We start from the raw sequence: 21,712 nt of genomic DNA, 5'->3' as shown, positions 1-21,712 counted from the left end.
CCATCGGGGCGCGTGACATCTGGCAGGAGGTGAAGGAGGACTGATGACGCGGATGTTTCCCCACTTCCGCATTCCGCAGTACCGCAGCCTGCTGAAGGTGCTGCACTGGTCCATGGTGCCGCTTTTCGCGTGGTTCGTGCTGGTGCAACCGGCGGACGTGGCGCGGGTGGGCCCGGCGGCGGTACGCTTTCATTCGGTGATGGGGCTGGTCTTCGTCAGCTTCGCGCTCGCGTGGTTCACGCTTTACCTCCGGCGCGGGCTGGCCAGCCGCCCGGGGCCCAAGCTGAAAGGCAGGCTCAGGACCTTTCACCGGATGCTGCACAAGACGCTGCTCTGGGGCATCTTCCTCGTGGCGGTGGGCGGTTTCCTGATCGGGCTTACCTCCGCCGTGCAGCTTTGGGCGGGGGGTGTCGTACCCATCGCCCTCCCGCTCGACATGCCGCAGGCCAATGACTGGGTCGGCGTGCTGCATAGTATCGAATTCTACGCGCTGGCGCTTCTTGCCGGGGTCCACGCGGCCTTCCATATCTGGCGCCACCTGCGCCTGCGCGATAACGCGCTGCGGATCATGGCCCCCCGGGTGTTGCACCGCTTTCTCTGAGCCAACGCGTGACCGCAGCCCAAGATGAGTATTTAAGAAAGGGTGAAGGGGCCCGACACCTTCCTTCACCCTTTCTTAAATACTCAAATTCCCTGGCCGCAGCACAAAGCGTGGCGGCTCTGGCCAGCACCGCGCGGGGGCGATATGTCTGGCCTGCCGCTCTCATCCACCATCGGAGACCTCATGGCCGAGCCGCCCCCCGCCCCGCCCGCGCCTGAACGCGAACACCGCTTTCCCTGCGACACCTGCGGGTCGGACATGCGGTTCGACCCCGCCGCGGGCCTGCTGATCTGCGATCACTGCGGCAACCGCGAGGCCATCACAGGCCCCGGCCCCTTTGCACAGGTCATCAGGGAGCTCGACTTTGCCCGAGCGCTCGCCGCCCAGTTACCCGAAGCGGAACTGGAGGAAACCCGTGTCACCACCTGCCCCAACTGCGCGGCGCAAGTCGAATTCGCGCCCGGCGAACATGCCACCGAATGCCCCTTCTGCGCCACGCCCGTGGTTGCCGATACCGGCACGCAGCGCCAGATCAAGCCGCGGGGCGTCCTGCCTTTCGCTCTGACGGAAGACAGCGCGCGCGAGGCCATGACAGACTGGCTAGGCAGCCTGTGGTTCGCCCCGAACGGCCTGCGCCAATATGCGCGCGAGCATCGGCGGATGCAGGGGATTTACGTGCCCTACTGGACCTTCGATGCCAATACGCGGTCGCGCTACAGCGGGCAGCGCGGGACGGTTTATTACGTCACCCAGACCGTAGTGCGCGATGGCAAACGTATGCAGCAGCAGGTGCCCAAGGTGCGCTGGACGCCTGTTTCCGGCCGGGTGCGGCGTTTCTTTGACGATGTGTTGGTGCTTGCCTCAACCTCACTTCCCAAACGCTTTACCGATGCGCTGGCCCCCTGGGATCTCGCTGCGCTGGAGCCCTATGCGCCGGAATACCTCGCCGGGTTTCGGGCAGAGGGGTATGGCGTTTCGCTGGAGGAAGGCTTTACCGAGGCGCGTTCGATCATGGATCGCACAATCGAAAGGGACGTGAAGTTCGACATCGGCGGGGACCGGCAGCGCATCCAGTCCATCGATACGGATGTATCGGACGTGACATTCAAACATATCCTGCTGCCGGTCTGGCTCGCGGCCTACAAGTACCGGGGGCGGAGCTTTCGTTTCGTGGTCAACGGGCGTACCGGCACCGTACAGGGGGAGCGGCCCTATTCCGCCTTCAAGATCACCATCGCCGTCATCCTCGGGCTGCTCGCAGCCGCCATCGCCGGCTATTTCTACGCCATGAACCAATGAGCAGAGCATGAACCAGATAGATACTTTCAACGACATTCTCGAAGCGCGCTATTCCTGCCGGGCCTTTTTGCCCGATCCGGTGCCCGAGGATACCATAAGCCGCATGGTCCAGACCGCCCGACGCGTGCCTTCGTGGTGCAACGCGCAGCCGTGGCAGGTCTCCATCACCCGCGGCGATGCGACGGAGCGGTTCCGCGAGGCCCTGTCGCAGGCGGCCCTCGAAGGCGGCGCGCCGCAGCCGGACCTCGACTGGCCCACGGGCTATTCCGGCGTCTATGCAGAGCGGCGGCGCACCTGCGGCTTCCAGCTTTACGATGCGGTGGGGATCGACAAGAAAGACCGCGCGGGACGGCGCGCGCAGATGTTGCGCAACTACGCGCTTTTCGATGCGCCGCATGTCGCGATCGTGACGTCGCCCCGGGAACTTGGCCCCTATGGCGCGATGGACTGCGGCGGCTTCGTCGCGGCCTTCACACTCGCCGCCACGGCGCTGGGTGTCGCGACAATCCCGCAGGCGGCCATCGCGGCCTATGCACCGCTGGTGCGGGACCTGCTGGGCATTGCGGAGGACCGGCTCGTGCTTTGCGCGATCTCCTTCGGCTATGCCGACGAAAACGCCCCGGCCAATGCTTTCCGCACCGAACGGGCCGAGGCGCCGGACATCATCGACTGGGTGTCCTGATGCGGGCGCTGCTGCAACGGGTGTCCCGCGCGCGCGTCCGGGTCGGGGAAGAAACGACCGGCGAGATCGAGGGCGGGCTGCTCGTATTCGTCTGCGCCATGCCCGGCGACGATGCGGAGACGGGCCGGAAACTGGCCGAAAAAATCCTGAAGCTGCGCCTCTTCCGCGATGCGGAGGGGCGGATGAACCTGAACACGGCGGACGCGGGCGGCGCGCTGCTGGTGGTCAGCCAGTTCACGCTCGCCGCCGATACGGCGCGGGGCACCCGGCCGGGATTTTCCCGCGCCGCACCCCCCGATCTGGCGGAGCAGCTTTACGACGCCTTCGTCGCCGACCTGCGATCCCGGCATGAGCGGGTGGAGACGGGCCGGTTCGGCGCCGATATGGCGGTGGAACTGGTCAACGACGGGCCGGTCACCATCTGGCTGGACACGCAAGCGCCCTGAACCGGGATCCCGCGGCCCGCCGAAATGTCCGCATACGAGGGGCCGGCCCCTCGCGCTCCCCGAAGTATTTCCGATCATGAGAAAGGGAGGCGACAGCCTGTTGACAGCCCACGTACCCGGCCGCAGGGTCGCGCCATGACCGACAGACCCAACACCACCCGTGCACTCGTGGAGGAACCGGACATGGGCATCACCCTGTCCGACGGCTGCCGCCTCTCCGCCCGCGTCTGGATGCCCGAAGATGCGGGCGATGATCCGGTGCCCGCGATCCTTGAATACCTGCCCTATCGCAAGCGGGACGGCACCGTGGCGCGGGATGCGCTGACCCATCCCTATTTCGCGGAGCGTGGTTATGCCTGCATCCGCGTCGATATTCGCGGCAACGGCGACAGCGAAGGGCTGATGGAGGATGAATACACCCCGCAGGAGCTTTCCGACGCCGTGGAGGTGATCGACTGGCTCGCGGCCCAGCCGTGGTGCAACGGGCGCTTGGGGATGATGGGCATCAGCTGGGGTGGCTTCAATGGGTTGCAGGTGGCTGCACTGGGGCCGGAGCCGCTGAAGGCGGTGATCACGCTCTGCTCCACCGTGGACCGCTTTGCCGATGACATCCACTACAAGGGGGGCTGCCTGCTGAATGAAAACCTCGGCTGGGGGGCGACCATGTGGTCCTATTCGTCGCGTGCGCCGGACCCGGCCCTGCAGGAGAACTGGCGGCAGATGTGGCTGGAGCGGCTGAAGAACGAACCTTTCCTGCCCTCGGTCTGGCTGCGCCATCAGACACGCGATGCCTATTGGCGGCATGGTTCGGTGATCGAGGATTACAGCAGCATCAAGGCCAAGGTGCTGGCAGTGGGTGGCTGGGGCGACGCCTACAAGAACACGGTGCCGCAGATCGTAGAGGCGCTGCCGGGCGCCAAGGGGATCGTGGGGCCATGGGTGCATAAATATCCCCATTTCGCCGTGCCCGAACCCCGTATCGGTTTCCTGCAGGAAGCCTTGCGCTGGTGGGACCACTGGCTGAAGGACATGGACACCGGCGTGGAGGCGGACCCCGATTATCGCGCCTACCTGATGGACGGTGTGCGCCCGGCCACATGGTACGCGGAACGCCCGGGCCGCTGGGTCACCGAGGCGGAAGGCGCCACGGCCCATCTGGAAAGCGCGCGGTTGCATCTGACGGATGGGGGCTTGGCAACGGAGGCGGGCGGGCTGGACCGGCACGTCCATTCCCCTGCCGACTGTGGAAGCGCTGCCGGGGAATATTGCGCCATCTGGCTCGGCCCTGAACAGCCGGGCGACCAACGGGTGGATGACGCGCTGTCATCCTGTTTCGACAGCGCGCCGCTCGCGTCGGACATGGATATCCTTGGCGCGCCCCGCATCACCCTGCGACTGGCAAGCGACCGGCCACAGGCACAGATCGCCGTGCGGCTGAACCATCTGCACCCCGACGGGGCATCGACCCGCATCACCTACGGGGTATTGAACCTGTCGCACCGCCGCTCCGCCTCCGACCCGCAGGCCATGACGCCGGGCGCGGAGGAGGAGATCACGCTCGACCTCGATCACATCGGCTACCGCATTCCCGAGGGGCACCGGCTCCGGGTTGCCGTTTCCACCGCGTATTGGCCGCTGATCTGGCCCGCGCCGGAGGCTGCCACGCTCACGCTTTCGGGGGGTCACATCGACCTTCCGCAGCGCCCATCGGGCCAACAGGACGAATATGTCTTTCCACCCCCCGCCGCGGCTGCTCCGTGGGAGCCGGAGGAGCTGCGCCCCGAAGCGCATCTGCGCCGGCAGGAGCGTGACCTGACCAGCGACGCGGTCACGCTGGTGATCGAGGATGATTTCGGCAAGGTCCGTGACCGGGAGCATGGCATCGTGTCCGGCTCTGTCGCCCGGGAACGCTGGACCATCCTGCCGGACGATCCGCTATCGGCCAGCGGGGCCTGCCATTGGACGGACGAGCTGGAGCGCGAGGGCCTGCGCCTGCGCACCGAAACGCGCTGTGCGATGACCTGTGACGCTGCGTTCTTCCACCTGACCGCGCGGATCGAAGCCTATGAAAACGATGAATTGATTTACGAGCGTGACGTTACCGATAGCATTGAGCGACAATTTATGTAACGAACGCGTCACACGCAGGACGGTATTTACCCTTGCGACAGGTTTGAAAATGAGCAAACTTGACTCATAAATCAATAAAACGGCGCGCAACGACGGGCCAGTCTAACGGGAGACATCTACATGAATGATCAACTGAAACATCTGACCGGTGAAGTGGCGAAGGGCAAAATGACCCGCCGCGAATTCGTGGGCCGCGCCGCGGCTCTCGGCGTCACCGCCGCCGTGGCGAACTCCATGCTTGCCGAAAGCGCGCGCGCCGATGCCCATGCGATGCCCAAGCGCGGCGGCATGATGCGCATCGGTTCCTCCGGTGGGGAAAGCACCAACACGCAGGATCCGGCACTGGTCGCATCTGAAGCGCCGCTGAACAACATTCGTTCCTGGGGTGAGCTTCTGGTTGAAGTCGATTCAGAAGGCCTTATCGAGAACCGGATGGCCGAAAGCGTCGAAGCATCCGCCGACGCCAAGACCTGGGTCTTCAAGATCCGTAAGGGCATTCCCTTCTCCAACGGCAAGGACATGACCCCGGACGACGTGCTGAAGACCATGCAGCGCCACTCCAACGAAGAAAGCCAGTCCGGCGCACTTGGTATCATGAAGGGCATCGCCGACATGAAGGTCGATGGCGACAACTTCATTGTCGAGCTTGAGACAGCCAATGCCGACCTGCCCTATCTGATGGCCGACTATCACCTGATGATCCAGCCAAACGGTGGGATGGATGATCCTGCAGCCGCGATCGGCACAGGCCCCTATACGCTCGAGATCGACGAACCCGGTGTGCGTCACGCGTACAAGCGTCGCGAAGATTACTGGGATGCAGAGAACCGCGGCTTTGCCGATGAGATCGAGCAGCTGGTTCTGAACGATGCGACCGCACGGACGGCGGCACTTCAGTCCGGGCAGGTTCATATCATCAACCGTATCGACCCCAAGGTTGCAAGCCTTCTGGACCGTGCACCCGGCTTGCGGGTTGAATCCGTTGCGGGTCGTGGCCACTATGTCTTTATCGCCCATGTCGATACAGAGCCATTCAGCAACAACGACGTTATGCTGGCCCTGAAGTATGCCATCAACCGCGAAGAGATGGTCGACAAGATTCTGCGCGGCTACGGCTCTGTCGGCAACGACTTCCCGATCAACGCATCCTACCCGCTGTTCGACGATTCGATCCCGCAGCGCGAGCATTCCATCGAGAAAGCACGGGAGCATTACGAGAAGTCCGGACACGATGGCAGCCCGATCATTCTGCGCGTCGCCGATGGCGCCTTCCCGGGAGCGGTCGATGCTGCGGCTCTGTTCCAAGAAACCGCCAAGGCCGCGGGCATCCCGCTGGAAATCAAGCGGGAGCCAAACGATGGCTACTGGTCCGAAGTCTGGAACGTGCAGCCCTTCTGCGCCTCTTACTGGGGTGGCCGTCCGGTACAGGATCAGATGTACACTACGGCCTATCTGTCCACGGCAGACTGGAACGACACCCGCTGGAAGCGCCCCGAGTTCGACAAGATGCTTAATGCGGCGAAGGCGGAACTGGACGCGGTCAAGCGCAAGGAAATCTATTCCCAGATGGGCCGGATGCTGCGCGAAGAAGGCGGTGTCATCCTTCCGATGTTCAACGACTTCGTTGCAGGTGTCTCGGACGATATCGGTGGCTGGAACAACGATCCGAACGGCCCCGTCATGAACAACATGTCCCACATCAAGTGCTGGTTAAAGGACGCCTAAGGGCAGATTGTTGGTCATGCACCCTATTATAAAACTGATAGCCCAGCGCCTTGCGCTGGGCTTGATGCTCCTTTTTGCGGCATCTATCCTGATATTCGGGGGCACAATGATGCTGCCCGGCGATGTCGCTCAACAGATTCTGGGGCAATCTGCGACCCCTGAAAGCCTTGCCAACCTGCGCGCGGAACTAGGGCTGAACGATCCGCCTATCACGCGGTACTTTAACTGGCTCGGCGGATTTCTCACTGGTGATCTGGGTACTGCCCTCTCGAACGGCCGGGATATCGGTGAAAGCGTGAGCTTCCGTTTGGGCAATACCCTGTTTCTTGCATTCTGGGCGGCTGCCATCTCGGTTCCGCTGGCGATTTTTCTGGGGCTGCTTGCGGTCCGCTACAAGGATCGCTGGCCGGACAAGCTGATTTCAGCTGTCACGCTCACCACGATTTCGATCCCCGAATTCATGATCGGCTATATTCTGATCTACTGGATTTCGATCCAGCTTGGCTGGTTCTCGTCGGTTTCGATCATTTATGACACGATGACCTTGGGCGAAAAGCTTAATGCCATCGCGATCCCCGTCATGGTCCTGACGCTCGTGGTTCTGGCGCATATGATGCGCATGACCCGTGCGGCCATCCTCAACGTGATGCAATCCGCCTATATCGAAACGGCCGAGCTGAAAGGCATGGGGATGCTCAAGATCATCCGCAAACATGCCTTCCCGAATGCGATCGCGCCGATCGTGAACGTGGTCATGCTGAACCTCGCCTATCTTGTCGTCGGCGTCGTCGTCATTGAGGTGGTCTTTGCCTATCCCGGCATGGGTCAGTACCTTGTCGACCACGTGTCCAAGCGCGATGTGCCTGTCGTGCAGGCATGCGGCCTGATCTTCGCCGCCGTCTACATCGGGCTGAACCTTGTCGCGGACATCGTGTCCATCCTTGCCAACCCGCGGTTGAGGCACCCGAAATGAAGAACATGCCCATTTCCGCGATCATCGGCCTGTTCTTCACCGGCCTCTATTTCCTCATGGCGATCTTCGCCCCGCTCATCGCGCCCTACGGCATGTCCGAAGTCGTGGGCGACGTGTGGGAACCGGCCTCCGACCAGTTCATCCTGGGGACGGACAACATCGGGCGCGACCTGCTGACCCGAATGATCTACGGCGGTCAGACGACGATCTTCATCGCCACGATGGCAACGATCCTCAGCTTCGTGACCGGGTCCGTGCTGGGTTTCTTCGCAGCCGTTTCCGGCGGCTGGGTGGACCAAGCGATGAGCCGGTTCGTCGATCTCATCATGTCGATCCCGTCACTGATCTTCGCGCTTGTGGTGCTTTCGGTCATGCCGACAACGGTGACCATCCTGATCGTCCTCATGGGCCTTCTCGACAGCACCCGTGTCTACCGCCTTGCCCGGGCGGTGGCCGTGGACATCACGGTGATGGACTATGTCGAGGCCGCGCGCCTGCGGGGCGAGAAGGTCGTCTGGGTCATCTTCCGCGAGATCCTGCCAAACGCGCTGTCGCCGCTGGTGGCTGAAATGGGGCTGCGCTTCATCTTCATGGTGCTGTTCATCTCCACCCTGTCCTTCCTCGGGCTGGGTGTGCAGCCGCCGCAGGCTGATTGGGGCGGCATCGTGAAGGAGAACAAGGAGGGCATCAATTACGGCATCGCCGCAGCCCTCTATCCGGCCTTCGCCATCGCCACGCTCTGCATTTCCATCAACCTCGTGGCCGACTGGATCTTGAACCGTACCACCTCGCTGAAAGGAGGCCGGGGATGAGCGACAAGCTTCTCAAGGTCCGCAACCTGAAGATCGGCGCGACGGTTTATCCGCCGGGTGAAAAACCCAAGGAGATCGAGATCGTCCATGGTGTCGATTTCGAACTCGAAGGCGGCAAGGTGCTGGGGCTGATCGGCGAATCCGGCGCCGGCAAATCCACAATCGGCCTTGCCACCATGGCCTATGGGCGGGGCGGTGTGGAACTGACCGGCGGTGAGGTCTGGGTCAACGGGCGCGACATACTGAAATCGCGGATGCGCGATGTGCGCAGGCTCCGGGGCGGCGAGGTGACTTATGTCTCGCAATCCGCCGCCGCGTCGTTCAACCCTGCCAAGAAGATCATGGAGCAGGTGACCGAAGCTGCGATCCTTCAGAAGAAGTTTTCGAAAAAGGAGGCAGAGGCACGTGCGGTTGAGCTTTTCCGCAAACTGGGCCTGCCCGACCCCGAAAACATCGGAAGCCGGTATCCGCACCAGGTATCGGGCGGACAGTTGCAGCGTTGCATGACGGCACTGGCTCTTTGTCCGGAACCCGACCTCGTGGTTTTCGACGAACCGACCACAGCGCTGGACGTCACCACCCAGATCGACGTGCTGGCCGCGATCAAGGAAGCGATCCATGCCACCGGCGTGGCCGCGCTCTACATCACCCATGACCTCGCCGTGGTGGCGCAGGTGAGCGATCATATCATGGTGCTGAAGATGGGCGAGATGGTCGAATACGGCACCACGGATCAGATCATCAACAACCCGCGGGAAGAATACACGCAGGCGCTCGTTTCGGTCCGGTCCATCCGGCACGAGGAAAAGCAGCCGACGGACAATCCCCTGCTGCGGGTGGAGAATGTGACCGCGCGCTACCGGGGCACGGACTTCGACGTACTGAAGAACGTGAACGTGGAGCTTCACCCGGGCCAGACCTTGGCTGTCGTGGGTGAATCCGGCTCGGGTAAGTCTACGCTCGCCCGGGTCATCACCGGCCTTTTGCCCCCTTCCAAGGGTCAAATCACCTTCGACGGTCGCAGCCTTTCACAGGATCTGAAGTCGCGCAGCTACGAAGACCTGCGCGAATTACAGATGATCTACCAGATGGCCGATACCGCGATGAACCCGCGCCAGACCGTTGGCACGATCATCGGGCGCCCGCTGGAATTCTACTTTGGCCTCAAGGGCAAGGAAAAGCAGCGCCGCATTCAGGAACTGCTGGATGAAATCGAGCTCGGCACCGGCTTTCAGGACCGGTATCCGGCGGAGCTTTCGGGCGGGCAGAAACAGCGCGTCTGTATCGCCCGGGCGCTGGCGGCAAAGCCGAAGCTGATCATCTGCGATGAAGTCACGAGCGCGCTCGATCCTCTGGTCGCGGACGGGATCCTCAAACTCCTGCTCAACCTGCAGAAGATCGAGGATGTCGCCTATCTGTTCATCACCCATGACCTTGCGACGGTGAAGGCCATCGCCGACAGTATCGCCGTGATGTATCAGGGTCAGGTTGTCCGCTACGGGACAAAATCCGAAGTCCTGTCGCCCCCCTTCGACGACTACACCGATCTGCTGCTCAGTTCGGTGCCGGAAATGAAGCTGGGCTGGCTGGAAGAAACGCTCGAACATCGCCGCATGGAAAGCGCCGGCCACTAGGCCGGCGTGCCCCCTGCCCCCGGACCCCTGGGGTCAGAGCGTGCCTTCGGTCTGGATATGCAGCGTCTCGCCGCAGTGTTTGCAATGAACCGCATCCGGATCATGCAGCATCAGCCCGCATTCGGGGCATTCGTGGCGCACCTTTGCCGGGCGGAACAGCACCTGCAGCAGCCGCACGAACAGCGTGACACCGAAGATCATCACCACGACCGCAAGCAACCGCCCCCACTGACCGCCCAGCGTGATGTCGCCGAAACCGGTCGTCGTCAGCGTGGTGACGGTGAAATAGAGCGCGTCGGCATAAGTGCGAATTTCGGGGTTGATTCCCACCTGCGTGGCATAGATCAGCCCCGTCATGATAAAGAGGAAGACGGCCAGGTTTATCGCGGCAAGGATCGCTTCTTCGTTCGCGCGGAAATAGTGGAAATCCTGCCGCAGTCGACCCAGAAGCTGATAGGTGTGCAGCAATCGCAGCGTGCGCAGAATACGCAAAAAGCCCAGCCCCTCCCCCGCGATGGGGGCAAGGAAGGACAGGATCGCCGCAATGTCAGCCCAGGTGGATACCCGCAGAAAAACCCGGTGGTGGAACCGTGCCAACCCGAGCCGGATCAGGAAATCCGTGAGGATCACGAGGCCGAAAACCACATCCACCACCTCGATCCAGCGGGCGGGCTCCACGAAGGAGGTGGCGATGACGAAAAGGATCGTCACGATATCGAAGGCGAGAAGCCCGTATCGGAAGACATGCGCGCGGTGCGTGTCGTCTTGATAGAGCTCTCTCAACAGGTGCAAAGGGTGTCTCCCGCGGGCGACGCGCCCTTTCTGCCCAGAGCATAGCCTTTGCCCGCCGCGTGACCACCCGCTTCTGCCGAAACGCCAAGGGGCGTGTCACCTTTGCCGCTGACCTTTGGCCTGCCGCGTGATAGGCCTGCATCAACAACAAGGGACGAGGATCACCGATGAAAAAGAAACTCCTGCTCATCATTCTCGACGGGGTGCCCTATCGCAACTGGCGGCGGCTCTTCGGCAACCTCGAGGGCTGGGTGGACAGCGGCGATGCCCGCGTTTGGAAGATGCGCGCGGTGCTGCCTTCCATCTCGGCCTCCTGCTACGCCTCGATCCATACCGGCGTCGCGCCGCAGGAACATGGTTGCACCGGTAACGGCAATGTCTTTCGGCTAAAGCAAAAGGACGTCTTTGCGCAGGTGCGCGCGGCAGGCGGCGTGACGGGGGCGGTGGCGCATTCATTCTGGTCCGAATTCTTCAATCGCCACCCCTTCGACTACGTGCGCGATGTCGAATATGACGAGCCGGACAGCGACACCATCAACCATGGCCGCTTTCACACCATGACGGGCTATGGTCATACGAACCAGATGACCCCGTCGGACGTGGACCTTTTCGCCTCGCTCACCAACCTGTGCCTGCGGTTCGGGCTGGATTACGGCATGCTGCACACCTGCACGCTGGACAGCATGGGCCACAGGTTCTTCCACGACTGTCAGGAAATGGATCACTCCTGCGCGGTGATGGACGAGATGCTGGCCCCCTTCATCCCGAAATGGCGCGCGGCAGGATACGATATCATCGTCACGGCCGATCACGGGCAGGACGAACGCGGCCATCACGGCGGGCGCGGGCCGCTCCAACAGGAAGCGGCGCTTTATTATTTCGGGAATGCCGAAGGCCCGTCCGAGGATACGGTGATCGACCAGTTGCAACTGGCGCCCACGATGCTGTCCCTGATGGGAGCACCGATTGCGGATACGATGAAGGCGAAGCCCTTTCTGCGCTGATCGCAGGTCTAGCCCGGCCAGTCGCCCCGCCCGAGGGCGGCAATGGCCCGGGTGATACGCGCAAAGCTCTCCCCCGCCTTGGCGGAGACGGCGCGCGCCCGCAGGTAGCCATGGACAAGCCCCGGCTCCTCGATCCAGAGGGCCCGGCCCCCGGCGGCCTGAATCGCGTTACGGTAGGCTTCTCCGTCGCTCGACAGCGGATCGCATTCCGCGCTGACGATCACGCTGGGGGGCAGACCGCTGAAATCCGCGTCATGCAGCGGGGCATACCGGGGGTCCTCCGCGGGTGGCGCGTTGCCGCCGCAGCGCAGGCGCTGGTAGAACGCCATATCCGCGACCGTAAGCTGTGGTGCCTCGGCGTGGATGATATAGCTGCCCTGCGTCGGGTCGCCACCAAGCCCGGGATAGATCAGCACCTGCCCCACGATCCGGTCCCGCGCGATCCTGCCCCGCGCGTAATGAGCGACGGCGGCGGCGAGGTTGCCCCCCGCACTGTCCCCCACCAGTAAGAGCGGGCCGTCATACCCCTCTGCCACGGCGGAAAAGGCGGCCCAGGCGTCCTCAAAACAACCGGGAAAGACAGTCTCCGGTGCGAGGCGGTAATCCACCGAGACGACGCGGAATCCGGTTTCGGCGCAGATTTCGGCACAGACATCATCGTGGCTGTCCAACCCGCCCACGACAAAACCGCCCCCGTGGTAATAGACGACAGTCGACAAGGGTGTGGCAGGGGCAGACGGCTCATACCGCCGACAGGGCACACCGCCGAAGGGCGCATCACTGACGTGAACTCCTTCGGGACGCCCCCGGTAGAAGGCAGCGCACATCCGGTCATAGACCGCGCGCTGCTCTTCTATGGTCAGTGACACCGCGTCGGGCGGATAATGGCTTTCCGACCGCGCGATGTAATCCTGTATCTCGGCGTCCAGCAGGACCCCGTAATCTGCCTTAGGCGTCACGCAGGCTCCCACTTGCCGATGTAGCCGTCCAGAACCTTGCCCACGTCGGCTTCGGACGCGCCCTTCATCTTGATCTTCGCCACGAGGCCGCGCTTCTTGTCGTCTTCGACGTGGTCGACGCGCGCGTCGCAGTTCGCCTTTGCCAGCGCCTCGTCATAGACGCGGGTGATCGCATCCTTGCGCAGGTCGGGCTTGAAGATCTTTCCCACCGCCGTCTTCGGCAGTTCCTTCATGATGGTCATATGCTTGGGCTGGGCGGCACGTTCGTGCACCTTTTCCTTGCAGAAGGCCATCAGTTCCTCTTCGGAGACATCGCCGCCCTCGACCAGTTCGACATAGGCGCAGGGCACCTCGCCCGCATGCAGATCGGGCTGGCCGATGGCGCCGGCGAATGCCACGGCTTCATGCCCCAGCAGCGCCTCCTCAATCTCGGCGGGGTCGATGTTGTGGCCACCGCGAATGATCAGGTCCTTCGCGCGCCCCGTGATCCAGAGGTAGCCATCCTCGTCCACCCGGCCAAGATCACCCGTCCGCAGGTATTTGCCGTGATAGAACAGGTCCTTGTTCTTGTCGGCCTCCGTATAGGTGTTGCCTGCATAGACGCCGGGGTTGGAAATACAGATCTCCCCGATCTCGTCGACCTCGGCATCGACGGGTCCGTCGTTCGTTCCCTTGATGATGCGCACATCGGTATAAGGGAAGGTGATGCCGATGCTGCCCACCTTCTTGAGCCCGTCTGTCGGGTTGCAGGACACGAGGCAGGTCGCCTCCGTCAGGCCGTAACCTTCAACGAGCGTGACACCCGTGGCCTTTTCGAACCGGCGGAAGAGTTCAAGCGGTAGCGGGGCGGAGCCGGAAAACGCGGTCTTGACCGTGCTGACGTCCGCATCGATGGGCCGCTGCATCTTGGCAGAGATCGCGGTGGGCACGGTGATGATAAAGGTGATCTTCCAGCGTTCCACGAGCTTCCAGAAGTTGTCGAACACCCCTTCCCCGCGATAGCCCTGCGGCGTCGGAAAGACGACATGCGCGCCCGAGGTGATGGCCGCCATCAGGATCACGTGACAGGCGAAGACGTGGAACAGCGGAAGCGGACAGATGATGTTGTCCTCTTCGGTATAGAGCAGCCGGTGCCCCAGCCAGCCATTGTAGATGAGGCCCGAATACCGGTGCTGCGCAACCTTGGGCATGCCCGTGGTGCCGCCGGTGTGGAAATAGCAGGCGACGCGGTCCTCCTGTACATCCTCGAAGCCGAGCGTGGTGGATTGCTTGGCGACCTCGGTGTTGAAGTTCTTGTAGGTCGCCTTGTTCTCGACCGGGTTCTTGGGCCGGATCAACGGCACGATCCACGATTTCGGCGGCGTCAGATACCGTACGAGGTCAACCTCCAGCACGGTCTGGACATTGGGGGCGAGCTTCACCGCTTCGGCGGTCTTTTCGGCAACATCCGTCTTCGGGAAAGGCCGCAGGGTCACGACCACCTTGGCGTTGGTTTCGCGCAGGATGGAGCCGATCTGCTCCGGCTCCAGCAGCGGGTTGATCGGGTTCGCGATCCCGGCCACGGCACCGCCCAGAAGCGTGATCACGGTTTCGTTGCAGTTGGGCAGCACATAGGCCACCACATCCGTCGGCCCCACACCGAGGGAGCGGAACAGGTTCGCGGCCTGCGTCGTCTTGGCGTGCAACTCGCTCCAGCTCAGCGTTTCGGCCTTGTCCTTGGGGCCGGAAAAAATCTGGTAGCTGATGGCGTCGTGCTTGGGGAATTTCTGCGCGGTATTGCTCAGCAGGGCGTAGAGCGTCTTGGGAACGTCACGCTCTTCCCACGGCATCTCTGCTTCGATTGCATTACGGTCTTCGATTCCGGCAAATGTCATGGTGGTTCCTCCCTGATGACCGGTTTTCCGGTCCTTGTATCCCTCGCGCCGGAGGATGCGGCGAAAACACGCATTTCGCAACCTTGGCCATAGCTCTCAACGCGGCGTCACACCGGCTGACGCAACGGCAGCACCCACCTATTTGCGGTTGAATGCCGGATCACTGCCGAACCGGGCGCGTCCCCCGCCCCGGGGCGGCTATTCCGCCGCGATACCGTCGGTGAACTGGAGCCGCGCGAGCCGCGCATAAAGCCCGTCACGCGCGACGAGCGAATCGTGGGTGCCCAAGGCAACGATGCGGCCTTCCTCCAACACCACGATGCGGTCGGCCTTTTTCACCGTCGCCAGCCGGTGCGCCACGATCAGCGTCGTGCGCCCGGTGGCAAGCTTCTCCACCGCGCCCTGAACGGCCCGTTCGCTTTCGGCGTCGAGTGCGCTGGTCGCTTCGTCGAGCAGCAGGACAGGCGCGTCGCGCAGGATCGCACGCGCGATGGCGATGCGCTGCTTCTGCCCGCCTGAGAGCATGACACCCCGTTCGCCCAGATAGCTGTCATACCCTTCGGGCAACGCGCTAATGAAACTGTCGGCGGCGGCGGCGCGCGCCGCTGCAAGGATCTCCTCCTCCGTCGCGTCGGGGCGCCCGAAACGGATGTTGTCCCGGGCGGAGGCGGCGAAGATCACCGGGTCCTGCGGGACAAGGGCGATATACCGGCGCAGCACGTCGCGGCGCATATCCCGCAGGTCCATCCCATCGAGCGTGATGCGCCCGCGGCCCGGGTCGTAGAACCGCAGGATGAGCTGGATGATCGTGGTCTTCCCCGCGCCCGAAGGCCCGACAAAGGCGACCGTCTCCCCCGGTTCGATGACGAGGTTCACGCCATCCAGCGCCGCCGTCTCCGCGCGGGAGGGGTAGGCGAAATGCACATCCTCAAAGGCGATGCGCCCGGTCACTGTTTCGGGCGGCGCCTTTGGATTTTCCGGGTCGCGCACGCTGTCCTTCGATTGCAGCAGATCGACCAGCCGTTCGGTCGCACCGGCGGCGCGCTGCAATTCGCCCCAGATTTCAGACAGGGCGGCGACCGAACCGGCGACCATGACGGCATAGATCACGAATTGCACGAGCGCGCCCGCTGTCATCCCGCCTGCCCGAACGTCCCGCGCGCCGATCCAGAGCACACCGACAACGCCCGAAAAAACGAGGAAGATGACAATAACGGTCATCGTCGCCCGGGTGCGGATCCGCCGCCGCGCCGCCTCATAGGAGCTTTCGGTCATCTGGGCGAAACGCGCCCGGCTGGGGGCTTCCTGGGTGAAGGCCTGCACGGTCTGCACTGCGCCGAGGCTTTCGGAGGCATTGCCCGAACTGGCCGCGATCCAGTCCTGATTTTCGCGGCTGATGACCCGCAACCTGCGGCCCAGCGTAAGGATCGGCACCACCACCGCAGGCACGATCAGCAGCACGAGCCCCGTAAGCTTGGGCGAGGTTGCCATCATCAGCCCCAGCCCGCCGACGAAAATCAGCAGATTGCGCAACGCGATGGATACGGATGACCCGATCACGGACAGGATCAGCGTCGTATCCGTCGTGATCCGGCTCAGGACTTCGCCCGTCATGATCCGTTCGTAGAAGGCCGGGCTCATGCCGATGACGCGGTCGAAGACCGCGCGCCGGATGTCGGCCACGACCCGTTCGCCCAGCCGCGTCACGAGCGCATAGCGCAGCCCCGTCCCCACGGCGAGCAGCCCCGCGATGATGAGCGCCGCCAGAAAATACTGGTCCAGCAATTCGGTCGCGCCGGTGCCGAAATTGTCCACGACCCGCCGCACCGCGAGTGGCAAGGTGAGCGAGATAACCGCAGTAGAGACGAGCGCCAGCACGGCCGCCGCCATCAATCCGCGATAGGGCCGTATGAAGGGCGCAAGCGCGCGCAATGCGCCGACCCTGCGGGAAGCTGCGCGTTCTTCGCGCGCGGAGGTGCTCGGGGGCGCGTTTCTGGGGGGCATTGCGGCTCCTTCTGGGCTGCCGCTTCATGACAATACGTGACCAGCGCGTCAAGAACGCGACTGTCGCAGGCCGAGCCCGGGACATGCCCAATATGGAGTGCAGAACTGGGAAGGGAGTGGAGCGGGCGACGGGAATCGAACCCGTATCATCAGCTTGGAAGGCTGAGGTCTTACCATTACACAACGCCCGCAAGACCGACCCTTGGGATATGCCAGCCCGCCCGCCCCGTCAAGGGCGAGCGCACCCTCGGATTGACCCTTTCAGCGGCCCTTCCCGGCCCGTCCGGACAACGCCTAGCGCCCCTCGAACGTGGGTTCTTTCTTGGCAAGGAAGGCCGCGATACCCGCCGGTCCGTCCTCGCTGCGCATCATGTCGGCGATGGAACGGGTCTCCTTGTCCATCTGGCTTTCCAGCCCGGCTGAAAAGGCGGTGTCGAGCAGCCGTTTCACGCCGCCATATGCCTTTGTCGGGCCCTGCGCCATCCGGCGCGCCATGGCCGTGGCTTCCGGCAGCAGATCGTCCGCAGGCACGACGCGGTTGACGATGCCCCAATCGCGGGCTTCCTCTGCGGTCAGCACGCGGTTGGTGAACATCAGCTCCTTCGCGCGCAGCAATCCCACATGTTTGGCGAGGTAATAGGTCGATGACCCATCCGGCGTCAGCCCCGAGGACGTATAGGCCGATACGAATTTCGCCTTGTCAGAGGCGATGACGTAATCACCGGACAGGGCCAGCGAGAAACCCCCGCCCCCCGCCGTGCCGTTCAGCGCCATGATCACCGGGGCATCGATATGCGCGAGCCGTGAAAGACCCGCGTGCAGCAGCGTCGCCATGCGGGTCAGATGGGCGTGCTTGTCCTCTGCCGCATCCATTTCCGCCAGATCGCCGCCGCCGCAGAACATCCGGCCCCGGCCCGTCACGAGAACCGCGCGGACATCCGGGGCACCGCAACGGATCCCGGCGTCCAGCAGCTCTTCCGCCATGCGCGCGTTGAGCGCATTCGCGGGACTGTCCTTGCGTTCGATCGTGATCGTGGCGACTCCGTCGTCGATCTCGAGCTGCATCGTCTCGTAGTCCATCTGTTTCCTCCCGGTGCATTATGTCGCTCCTCCTTACATGCGGGGGACCCCGCCGTGCCACCCCCTTGGCCGCGCGCTGTCGCTAAACCCTTTACGCTCCGGCTCTATTGTCGCAAATTCGGCTCTGCGTTGATCTGAAGGATGCCCATGGCGAACCCACTTTACGATGAACTTTTCGGCCGTCACGCCACCAACAAGACACCGTTTCTGTACCTGCCGGATGGTCACCTGATCAGCTATGCCGGTTTCGTGGCGGTGGCGGCGCGCTATGCCAACGTCTTTACCGCGATGGGCCTGTCCCCCGGGGACAGGGTGGCGGTACAGGTGGGCAAATCGGCGGATGCGCTGGCGCTCTATGCGGCCTGTGTGCAGGCGGGTCTGATCTTTCTGCCCCTCAACCCGGCCTATACCGCCGCCGAGGTGGAATATTTCGTGTCGGATTCCGGCGCCCGCCTGCTGGTCTGCGATCCGCAGGCGCAAGAGGCGCTGAAACCGATCGCGGAACGCAGCGGCGCGCGATTGGAAACCATGAGCGGCACAGGCGCGGGCAGCCTGCGGGATGCCGCGCAAAAGCAGCCCGACCGCTTCGACACCGTCGCGCGGACAGAATCGGATCTGGCCGCCTTTCTCTATACGTCCGGCACCACCGGGCGCTCCAAGGGCGCGATGCTGAGCCAGGGCAACCTGCTGTCCAACGCCCGCACCCTGACGGAGGAATGGGCTTTCACCTCGGCGGATGTCCTGCTGCATGCCCTGCCGATCTTTCATACCCACGGGCTTTTCGTGGCGACCAACGTAATCCTGCTGGCGGGCGGTGGCATGATCTTCTTGCCCCGGCCCGACCCTGAGCAGTTGATTCGCTTCATGCCGCAGGCCACGGCGCTCATGGGGGTGCCGACCTTCTACACCCGCCTGCTGGAGTCGCCCGATTTCACCGCCGACCGCACGGCGCATATGCGGCTTTTCGTCTCCGGCAGTGCACCTCTGCTGGCGGAAACCCATGCCCGGTTCGAGGAACGTACCGGGCACCGCATCCTCGAACGCTACGGGATGACGGAAACCAACATGAACACATCGAACCCCTACGATGGTGAGCGCCGCGCCGGTACGGTCGGCCTGCCGCTTCCCGGCGTGGAACTGAAGGTCACGGATCCCGACACCGGCGCGACCCTGCCCACCGGCGACGTTGGCGTGATCGAAGTGCGCGGGCCGAACGTGTTTCAGGGCTACTGGAACATGCCGGAAAAGACCGCCGCCGAACTGCGGGAGGACGGGTTTTTCATCACCGGGGATCTGGGCTGCATCGACGAAGACGGCTACGTGCAGATCGTGGGCCGGGGGAAGGACCTGATCATTTCGGGAGGGTACAACATCTACCCCAAGGAGGTCGAACTGGTGCTGGACGAACTGCCCGGGGTGGTGGAAAGCGCCGTGATCGGCGTGCCGCATCCGGACCTGGGCGAAGCGCCCGTCGGCATATTGGTCGCGGCGGAAGACAAACGCCCGGACGTGGATGCGATACCTGCCGCGATCGAAGGCAAGCTGGCCCGCTACAAGATCCCGCGCCGCTTCGTGGTGGTGGACGCGCTACCGCGCAACACGATGGGCAAGGTGCAGAAGAACGTTCTGCGCGACACCTACGCCGGGCTGCTCAGCGACTGACCCGGCGGCGCGACGGGCAAACGCCCGAGCCTGCCGGGCACATCCGCCGTGATCCGTGCCAGCTGCGCCAGATGCCAGCAGAGGACCTGATTGCTCGACAGGCAGGGCAGCCCGGTCGCACGCTCCACCTCCTCGATCAGGTCGAGCGTGCGAAGGTTGGTACAGGACAGAAAGACCGCATCGACCGCCCCTTGCCGCGCCAGTTCGACGGCGGCATCCCGGATGGAGGCGGGGGCGATGCGCACAACGCGGGCCTCTTCCGCTTCCTCGAACGACCCGAAGCGGGGGGTCTCGATACCCTGCTCGCGCAGCACGTCCCGCAGCCGGTCCGAAACCTTTGCCGTATAGGGCGACAGGAAGGCGAGCGAGCGCAGGCCCAAAGCGCGGCACGCGGTGACAAGCGCGGTGACCGGTTCGCTCACCCCGTCCGTCGCGCGGCCCGCACGGATCAGTTCCGCCACCCGTTCCGTCCCGATTTGCGCCGCGCCGGAGGTACAGCCGTAGCCGATCGCGGCGATGGGCGCGCCCCCCGGCAGCAGGCCAGCCGCGCGGCTGAGGTGGTCCGCCATTGCTTGCAGGGTCTCGGGCGTCACCTCCTCTCCGCTCGGGACACGGCTGGTGTAGAAAGGCACGTCAGGCGCCAGCATCCGGCGGAAATCAAGCTCCAGCGTTTCATCGGCCTGCAACACCACGAGGCCCAGTGCGGCTTTGGCGGCTGGCGTCGTATCATAGGCAAAGCGTGTCACAGGATCACCGGTTCGCGGCCTGCGCGCGGCGACAGGAACCTGCAGCCCGTTTCGGTAACGAGGATATCCTCTTCGTGAACCAATATCCTGCCGTCGCCCATGTCGATCCCCGGTTCCAGCGTCAGCACCATCCCGGGCCGCAGGACGGTAACGTCGCCCGGAATGAGCGATAGCCCTTCGGTCAACTGCATGCCCAGGCCGTGACCGAGCCTTCCCGCCTCCGTCCCGCCCGCGCCCTTCGTGACCACATTGTCCATGATGCGGAAGATGTCAGCTGCGCGAGTCTGGTTCGGGCGGATCGCCTCAGCCGCCGCATCGACCGCATCGATCAACCGCGCAAGGCCTGCGCGCACCGGCGCTGACGCTGAACCGATACAGAAGTTACGGTCAAAGTCGCAAAAGTAGCCGTCATGGACCAGTCCGGTGTCCAGCATCAACACATCGCCCCGCATCAACGGATCGCCCGAAGCGGGGGAGATGACATCTGCATAGCCCCCCGGCCCCGCGCCCCCGGCGAGATAGGGCACCCAATCCGCGCCTTCCTCCAGCGCCGTACGCTGAAATTCGCGAAACACGCGCGAAAGCGGCACCCCTTCGGCGGCGAAGTTGCCCACCCGGTCAAAGGTCCGCCCCGCGATGGCGCAGGCCGTTTCGATCTTCGCGACCTCGGCGGGCGATTTCACGGCCCGCAGCCCTGCCACGATGCCCCCGTCCGGCACCACGGGACCGCGCAATGCCTGCGTTACCCGATGCCAGTCTGCCAAGGGCATGCGCAGGTGGCTTTCCAGCCCCATCGGGGTACCGACGGGGGCACCTGCCGCGACCTCGTTCAGCGTATCGGCCAGCAGGCTGACGCCATCGTCGGCGGGATCGGGCGCGCGCCATGTGCGAATGTCGCGCACCCATGTCCGCGCCATCAGCGCCGCCCCGATGGCGGGGATGACGGCGATGGGGTCGCCTTGCGCAGGCAGAACAAGGAACCAGGGCCGCGTGGGGCTTTCCCAGAACCGGGTCAGGAAGCCGGTGAAATACCGCAGATCGGCCTCTGTCGTCAGCAACAGCGCGCCAAGACCGGCCCGCGCCATGGCGGCCTGGGCGGCCTTGGTCCGTGCCACATATTCCGCCTCGGCAAAGCCACGGGGTGCCGGGGCATCGCAGGGGCGCGCGGCTCTCACCCCTCCGGCCCTTCGCTCAGGATACACAGAACCGTGGCCCGCGCATCGAGTCCCAGCGCATCGCGTTGCGCATCGTCGAGCGCGATCAGGGCCGATATCCCCGCCGCCCCCGAC

General features: G+C 63.8%; 18 protein-coding genes and 1 tRNA gene. 11 read left to right on the top strand and 8 right to left on the bottom strand.

The window, feature by feature from the left end; genetic code table 11:
* Positions 1-43: 43 nt before the first annotated feature.
* The 9 genes from A3728_RS01315 to A3728_RS01275 all read left to right on the top strand — a co-directional run bounded on the left by A3728_RS01315 (position 44) and on the right by A3728_RS01275 (position 10,302).
* The gene (locus A3728_RS01315; RefSeq protein ID WP_236628204.1) at positions 44-601 is read left to right on the top strand and encodes a cytochrome b/b6 domain-containing protein; all 558 of its coding nucleotides are present in this window, start codon (positions 44-46) and stop codon (positions 599-601) included.
* A 183-nt stretch (positions 602-784) separates the two neighbouring features.
* Positions 785-1,900 (top strand): TFIIB-type zinc finger domain-containing protein, encoded by a 1,116-nt coding sequence (locus A3728_RS01310; RefSeq protein ID WP_067919554.1) that lies wholly within the window; start codon positions 785-787, stop codon positions 1,898-1,900.
* A gap of 7 nt (positions 1,901-1,907) precedes the next feature.
* The gene (locus A3728_RS01305) at positions 1,908-2,582 is read left to right on the top strand and encodes a nitroreductase (RefSeq protein WP_067919552.1); all 675 of its coding nucleotides are present in this window, start codon (positions 1,908-1,910) and stop codon (positions 2,580-2,582) included.
* Entirely contained in the window at positions 2,582-3,028 is a 447-nt protein-coding gene (gene dtd, locus A3728_RS01300; RefSeq protein WP_067919550.1) for a D-aminoacyl-tRNA deacylase, read from the top strand. The genes A3728_RS01305 and dtd overlap by 1 nt, the downstream gene beginning before the upstream one ends.
* Positions 3,029-3,163: 135 nt before the next feature.
* Positions 3,164-5,158: a CocE/NonD family hydrolase gene (locus tag A3728_RS01295; protein WP_067919548.1), complete on the top strand. Its 1,995-nt coding sequence runs from the start codon at positions 3,164-3,166 to the stop codon at positions 5,156-5,158.
* A 120-nt stretch (positions 5,159-5,278) separates the two neighbouring features.
* Positions 5,279-6,883 (top strand): ABC transporter substrate-binding protein, encoded by a 1,605-nt coding sequence (locus A3728_RS01290; protein WP_067919546.1) that lies wholly within the window; start codon positions 5,279-5,281, stop codon positions 6,881-6,883.
* Between the two features lie 16 nt (positions 6,884-6,899).
* Complete coding sequence (locus A3728_RS01285) at positions 6,900-7,856, top strand: ABC transporter permease (RefSeq protein ID WP_067919545.1); 957 nt, start codon at positions 6,900-6,902, stop codon at positions 7,854-7,856.
* Positions 7,853-8,668 (top strand): ABC transporter permease, encoded by an 816-nt coding sequence (locus A3728_RS01280; RefSeq protein ID WP_067919543.1) that lies wholly within the window; start codon positions 7,853-7,855, stop codon positions 8,666-8,668. The genes A3728_RS01285 and A3728_RS01280 overlap by 4 nt, the downstream gene beginning before the upstream one ends.
* Complete coding sequence (locus A3728_RS01275; RefSeq protein ID WP_067919542.1) at positions 8,665-10,302, top strand: ABC transporter ATP-binding protein; 1,638 nt, start codon at positions 8,665-8,667, stop codon at positions 10,300-10,302. The genes A3728_RS01280 and A3728_RS01275 overlap by 4 nt, the downstream gene beginning before the upstream one ends.
* A gap of 33 nt (positions 10,303-10,335) precedes the next feature.
* Here the strand turns inward: A3728_RS01275 and A3728_RS01270 are convergent, their stop codons facing one another.
* Complete coding sequence (locus tag A3728_RS01270; RefSeq protein ID WP_201722101.1) at positions 10,336-11,094, bottom strand: potassium channel family protein; 759 nt, start codon at positions 11,092-11,094, stop codon at positions 10,336-10,338.
* 167 nt (positions 11,095-11,261) lie between these two features.
* Between A3728_RS01270 and A3728_RS01265 the strand changes: the two genes are divergently transcribed.
* Positions 11,262-12,098 carry an alkaline phosphatase family protein gene (locus tag A3728_RS01265; RefSeq protein WP_067919540.1) on the top strand — a complete coding sequence of 279 codons (837 nt, stop codon included), beginning with the start codon at positions 11,262-11,264 and terminating at the stop codon, positions 12,096-12,098.
* 8 nt (positions 12,099-12,106) lie between these two features.
* Here the strand turns inward: A3728_RS01265 and A3728_RS01260 are convergent, their stop codons facing one another.
* From A3728_RS01260 to A3728_RS01240, 5 genes are all read right to left on the bottom strand, one after another.
* Positions 12,107-13,057 carry an alpha/beta hydrolase gene (locus tag A3728_RS01260; RefSeq protein WP_067919539.1) on the bottom strand — a complete coding sequence of 317 codons (951 nt, stop codon included), beginning with the start codon at positions 13,055-13,057 and terminating at the stop codon, positions 12,107-12,109.
* A complete protein-coding gene (locus tag A3728_RS01255) occupies positions 13,054-14,931 on the bottom strand; it encodes an acyl-CoA synthetase (RefSeq protein ID WP_067919534.1) in 1,878 nt (625 codons plus the stop codon). Before A3728_RS01255 ends, A3728_RS01260 begins: the two co-directional genes overlap by 4 nt.
* A gap of 198 nt (positions 14,932-15,129) precedes the next feature.
* Positions 15,130-16,935 (bottom strand): ABC transporter transmembrane domain-containing protein, encoded by a 1,806-nt coding sequence (locus A3728_RS01250; RefSeq protein WP_067919532.1) that lies wholly within the window; start codon positions 16,933-16,935, stop codon positions 15,130-15,132.
* Positions 16,936-17,052: 117 nt separating this feature from the next.
* Positions 17,053-17,126, bottom strand: a tRNA-Gly gene (locus tag A3728_RS01245).
* A gap of 103 nt (positions 17,127-17,229) precedes the next feature.
* Positions 17,230-18,015 carry an enoyl-CoA hydratase/isomerase family protein gene (locus A3728_RS01240; protein WP_067919530.1) on the bottom strand — a complete coding sequence of 262 codons (786 nt, stop codon included), beginning with the start codon at positions 18,013-18,015 and terminating at the stop codon, positions 17,230-17,232.
* A gap of 147 nt (positions 18,016-18,162) precedes the next feature.
* On the opposite strand from A3728_RS01240, the gene A3728_RS01235 reads away from it, so the two are divergent.
* Positions 18,163-19,677, top strand: a complete 1,515-nt coding sequence (locus A3728_RS01235) for a malonate--CoA ligase (protein ID WP_067919529.1) — start codon at positions 18,163-18,165, stop codon at positions 19,675-19,677.
* Here A3728_RS01235 and A3728_RS01230 read toward each other — a convergent pair.
* Positions 19,653-20,423, bottom strand: a complete 771-nt coding sequence (locus A3728_RS01230; RefSeq protein WP_067919527.1) for a maleate cis-trans isomerase family protein — start codon at positions 20,421-20,423, stop codon at positions 19,653-19,655. The genes A3728_RS01235 and A3728_RS01230 overlap by 25 nt on opposite strands.
* Positions 20,420-21,598: a M24 family metallopeptidase gene (locus A3728_RS01225; protein ID WP_269084716.1), complete on the bottom strand. Its 1,179-nt coding sequence runs from the start codon at positions 21,596-21,598 to the stop codon at positions 20,420-20,422. The genes A3728_RS01230 and A3728_RS01225 overlap by 4 nt, the downstream gene beginning before the upstream one ends.
* Between the last annotated feature and the right edge of the window lie 114 nt (positions 21,599-21,712).

The sequence above is a fragment of the Sulfitobacter sp. HI0040 genome (assembly GCF_001634885.1).
GTDB lineage: Bacteria > Pseudomonadota > Alphaproteobacteria > Rhodobacterales > Rhodobacteraceae > Sulfitobacter.
Note: the sequence above shows the minus strand (reverse complement) of the source record. Positions and strands in the feature narration are given on the sequence as shown.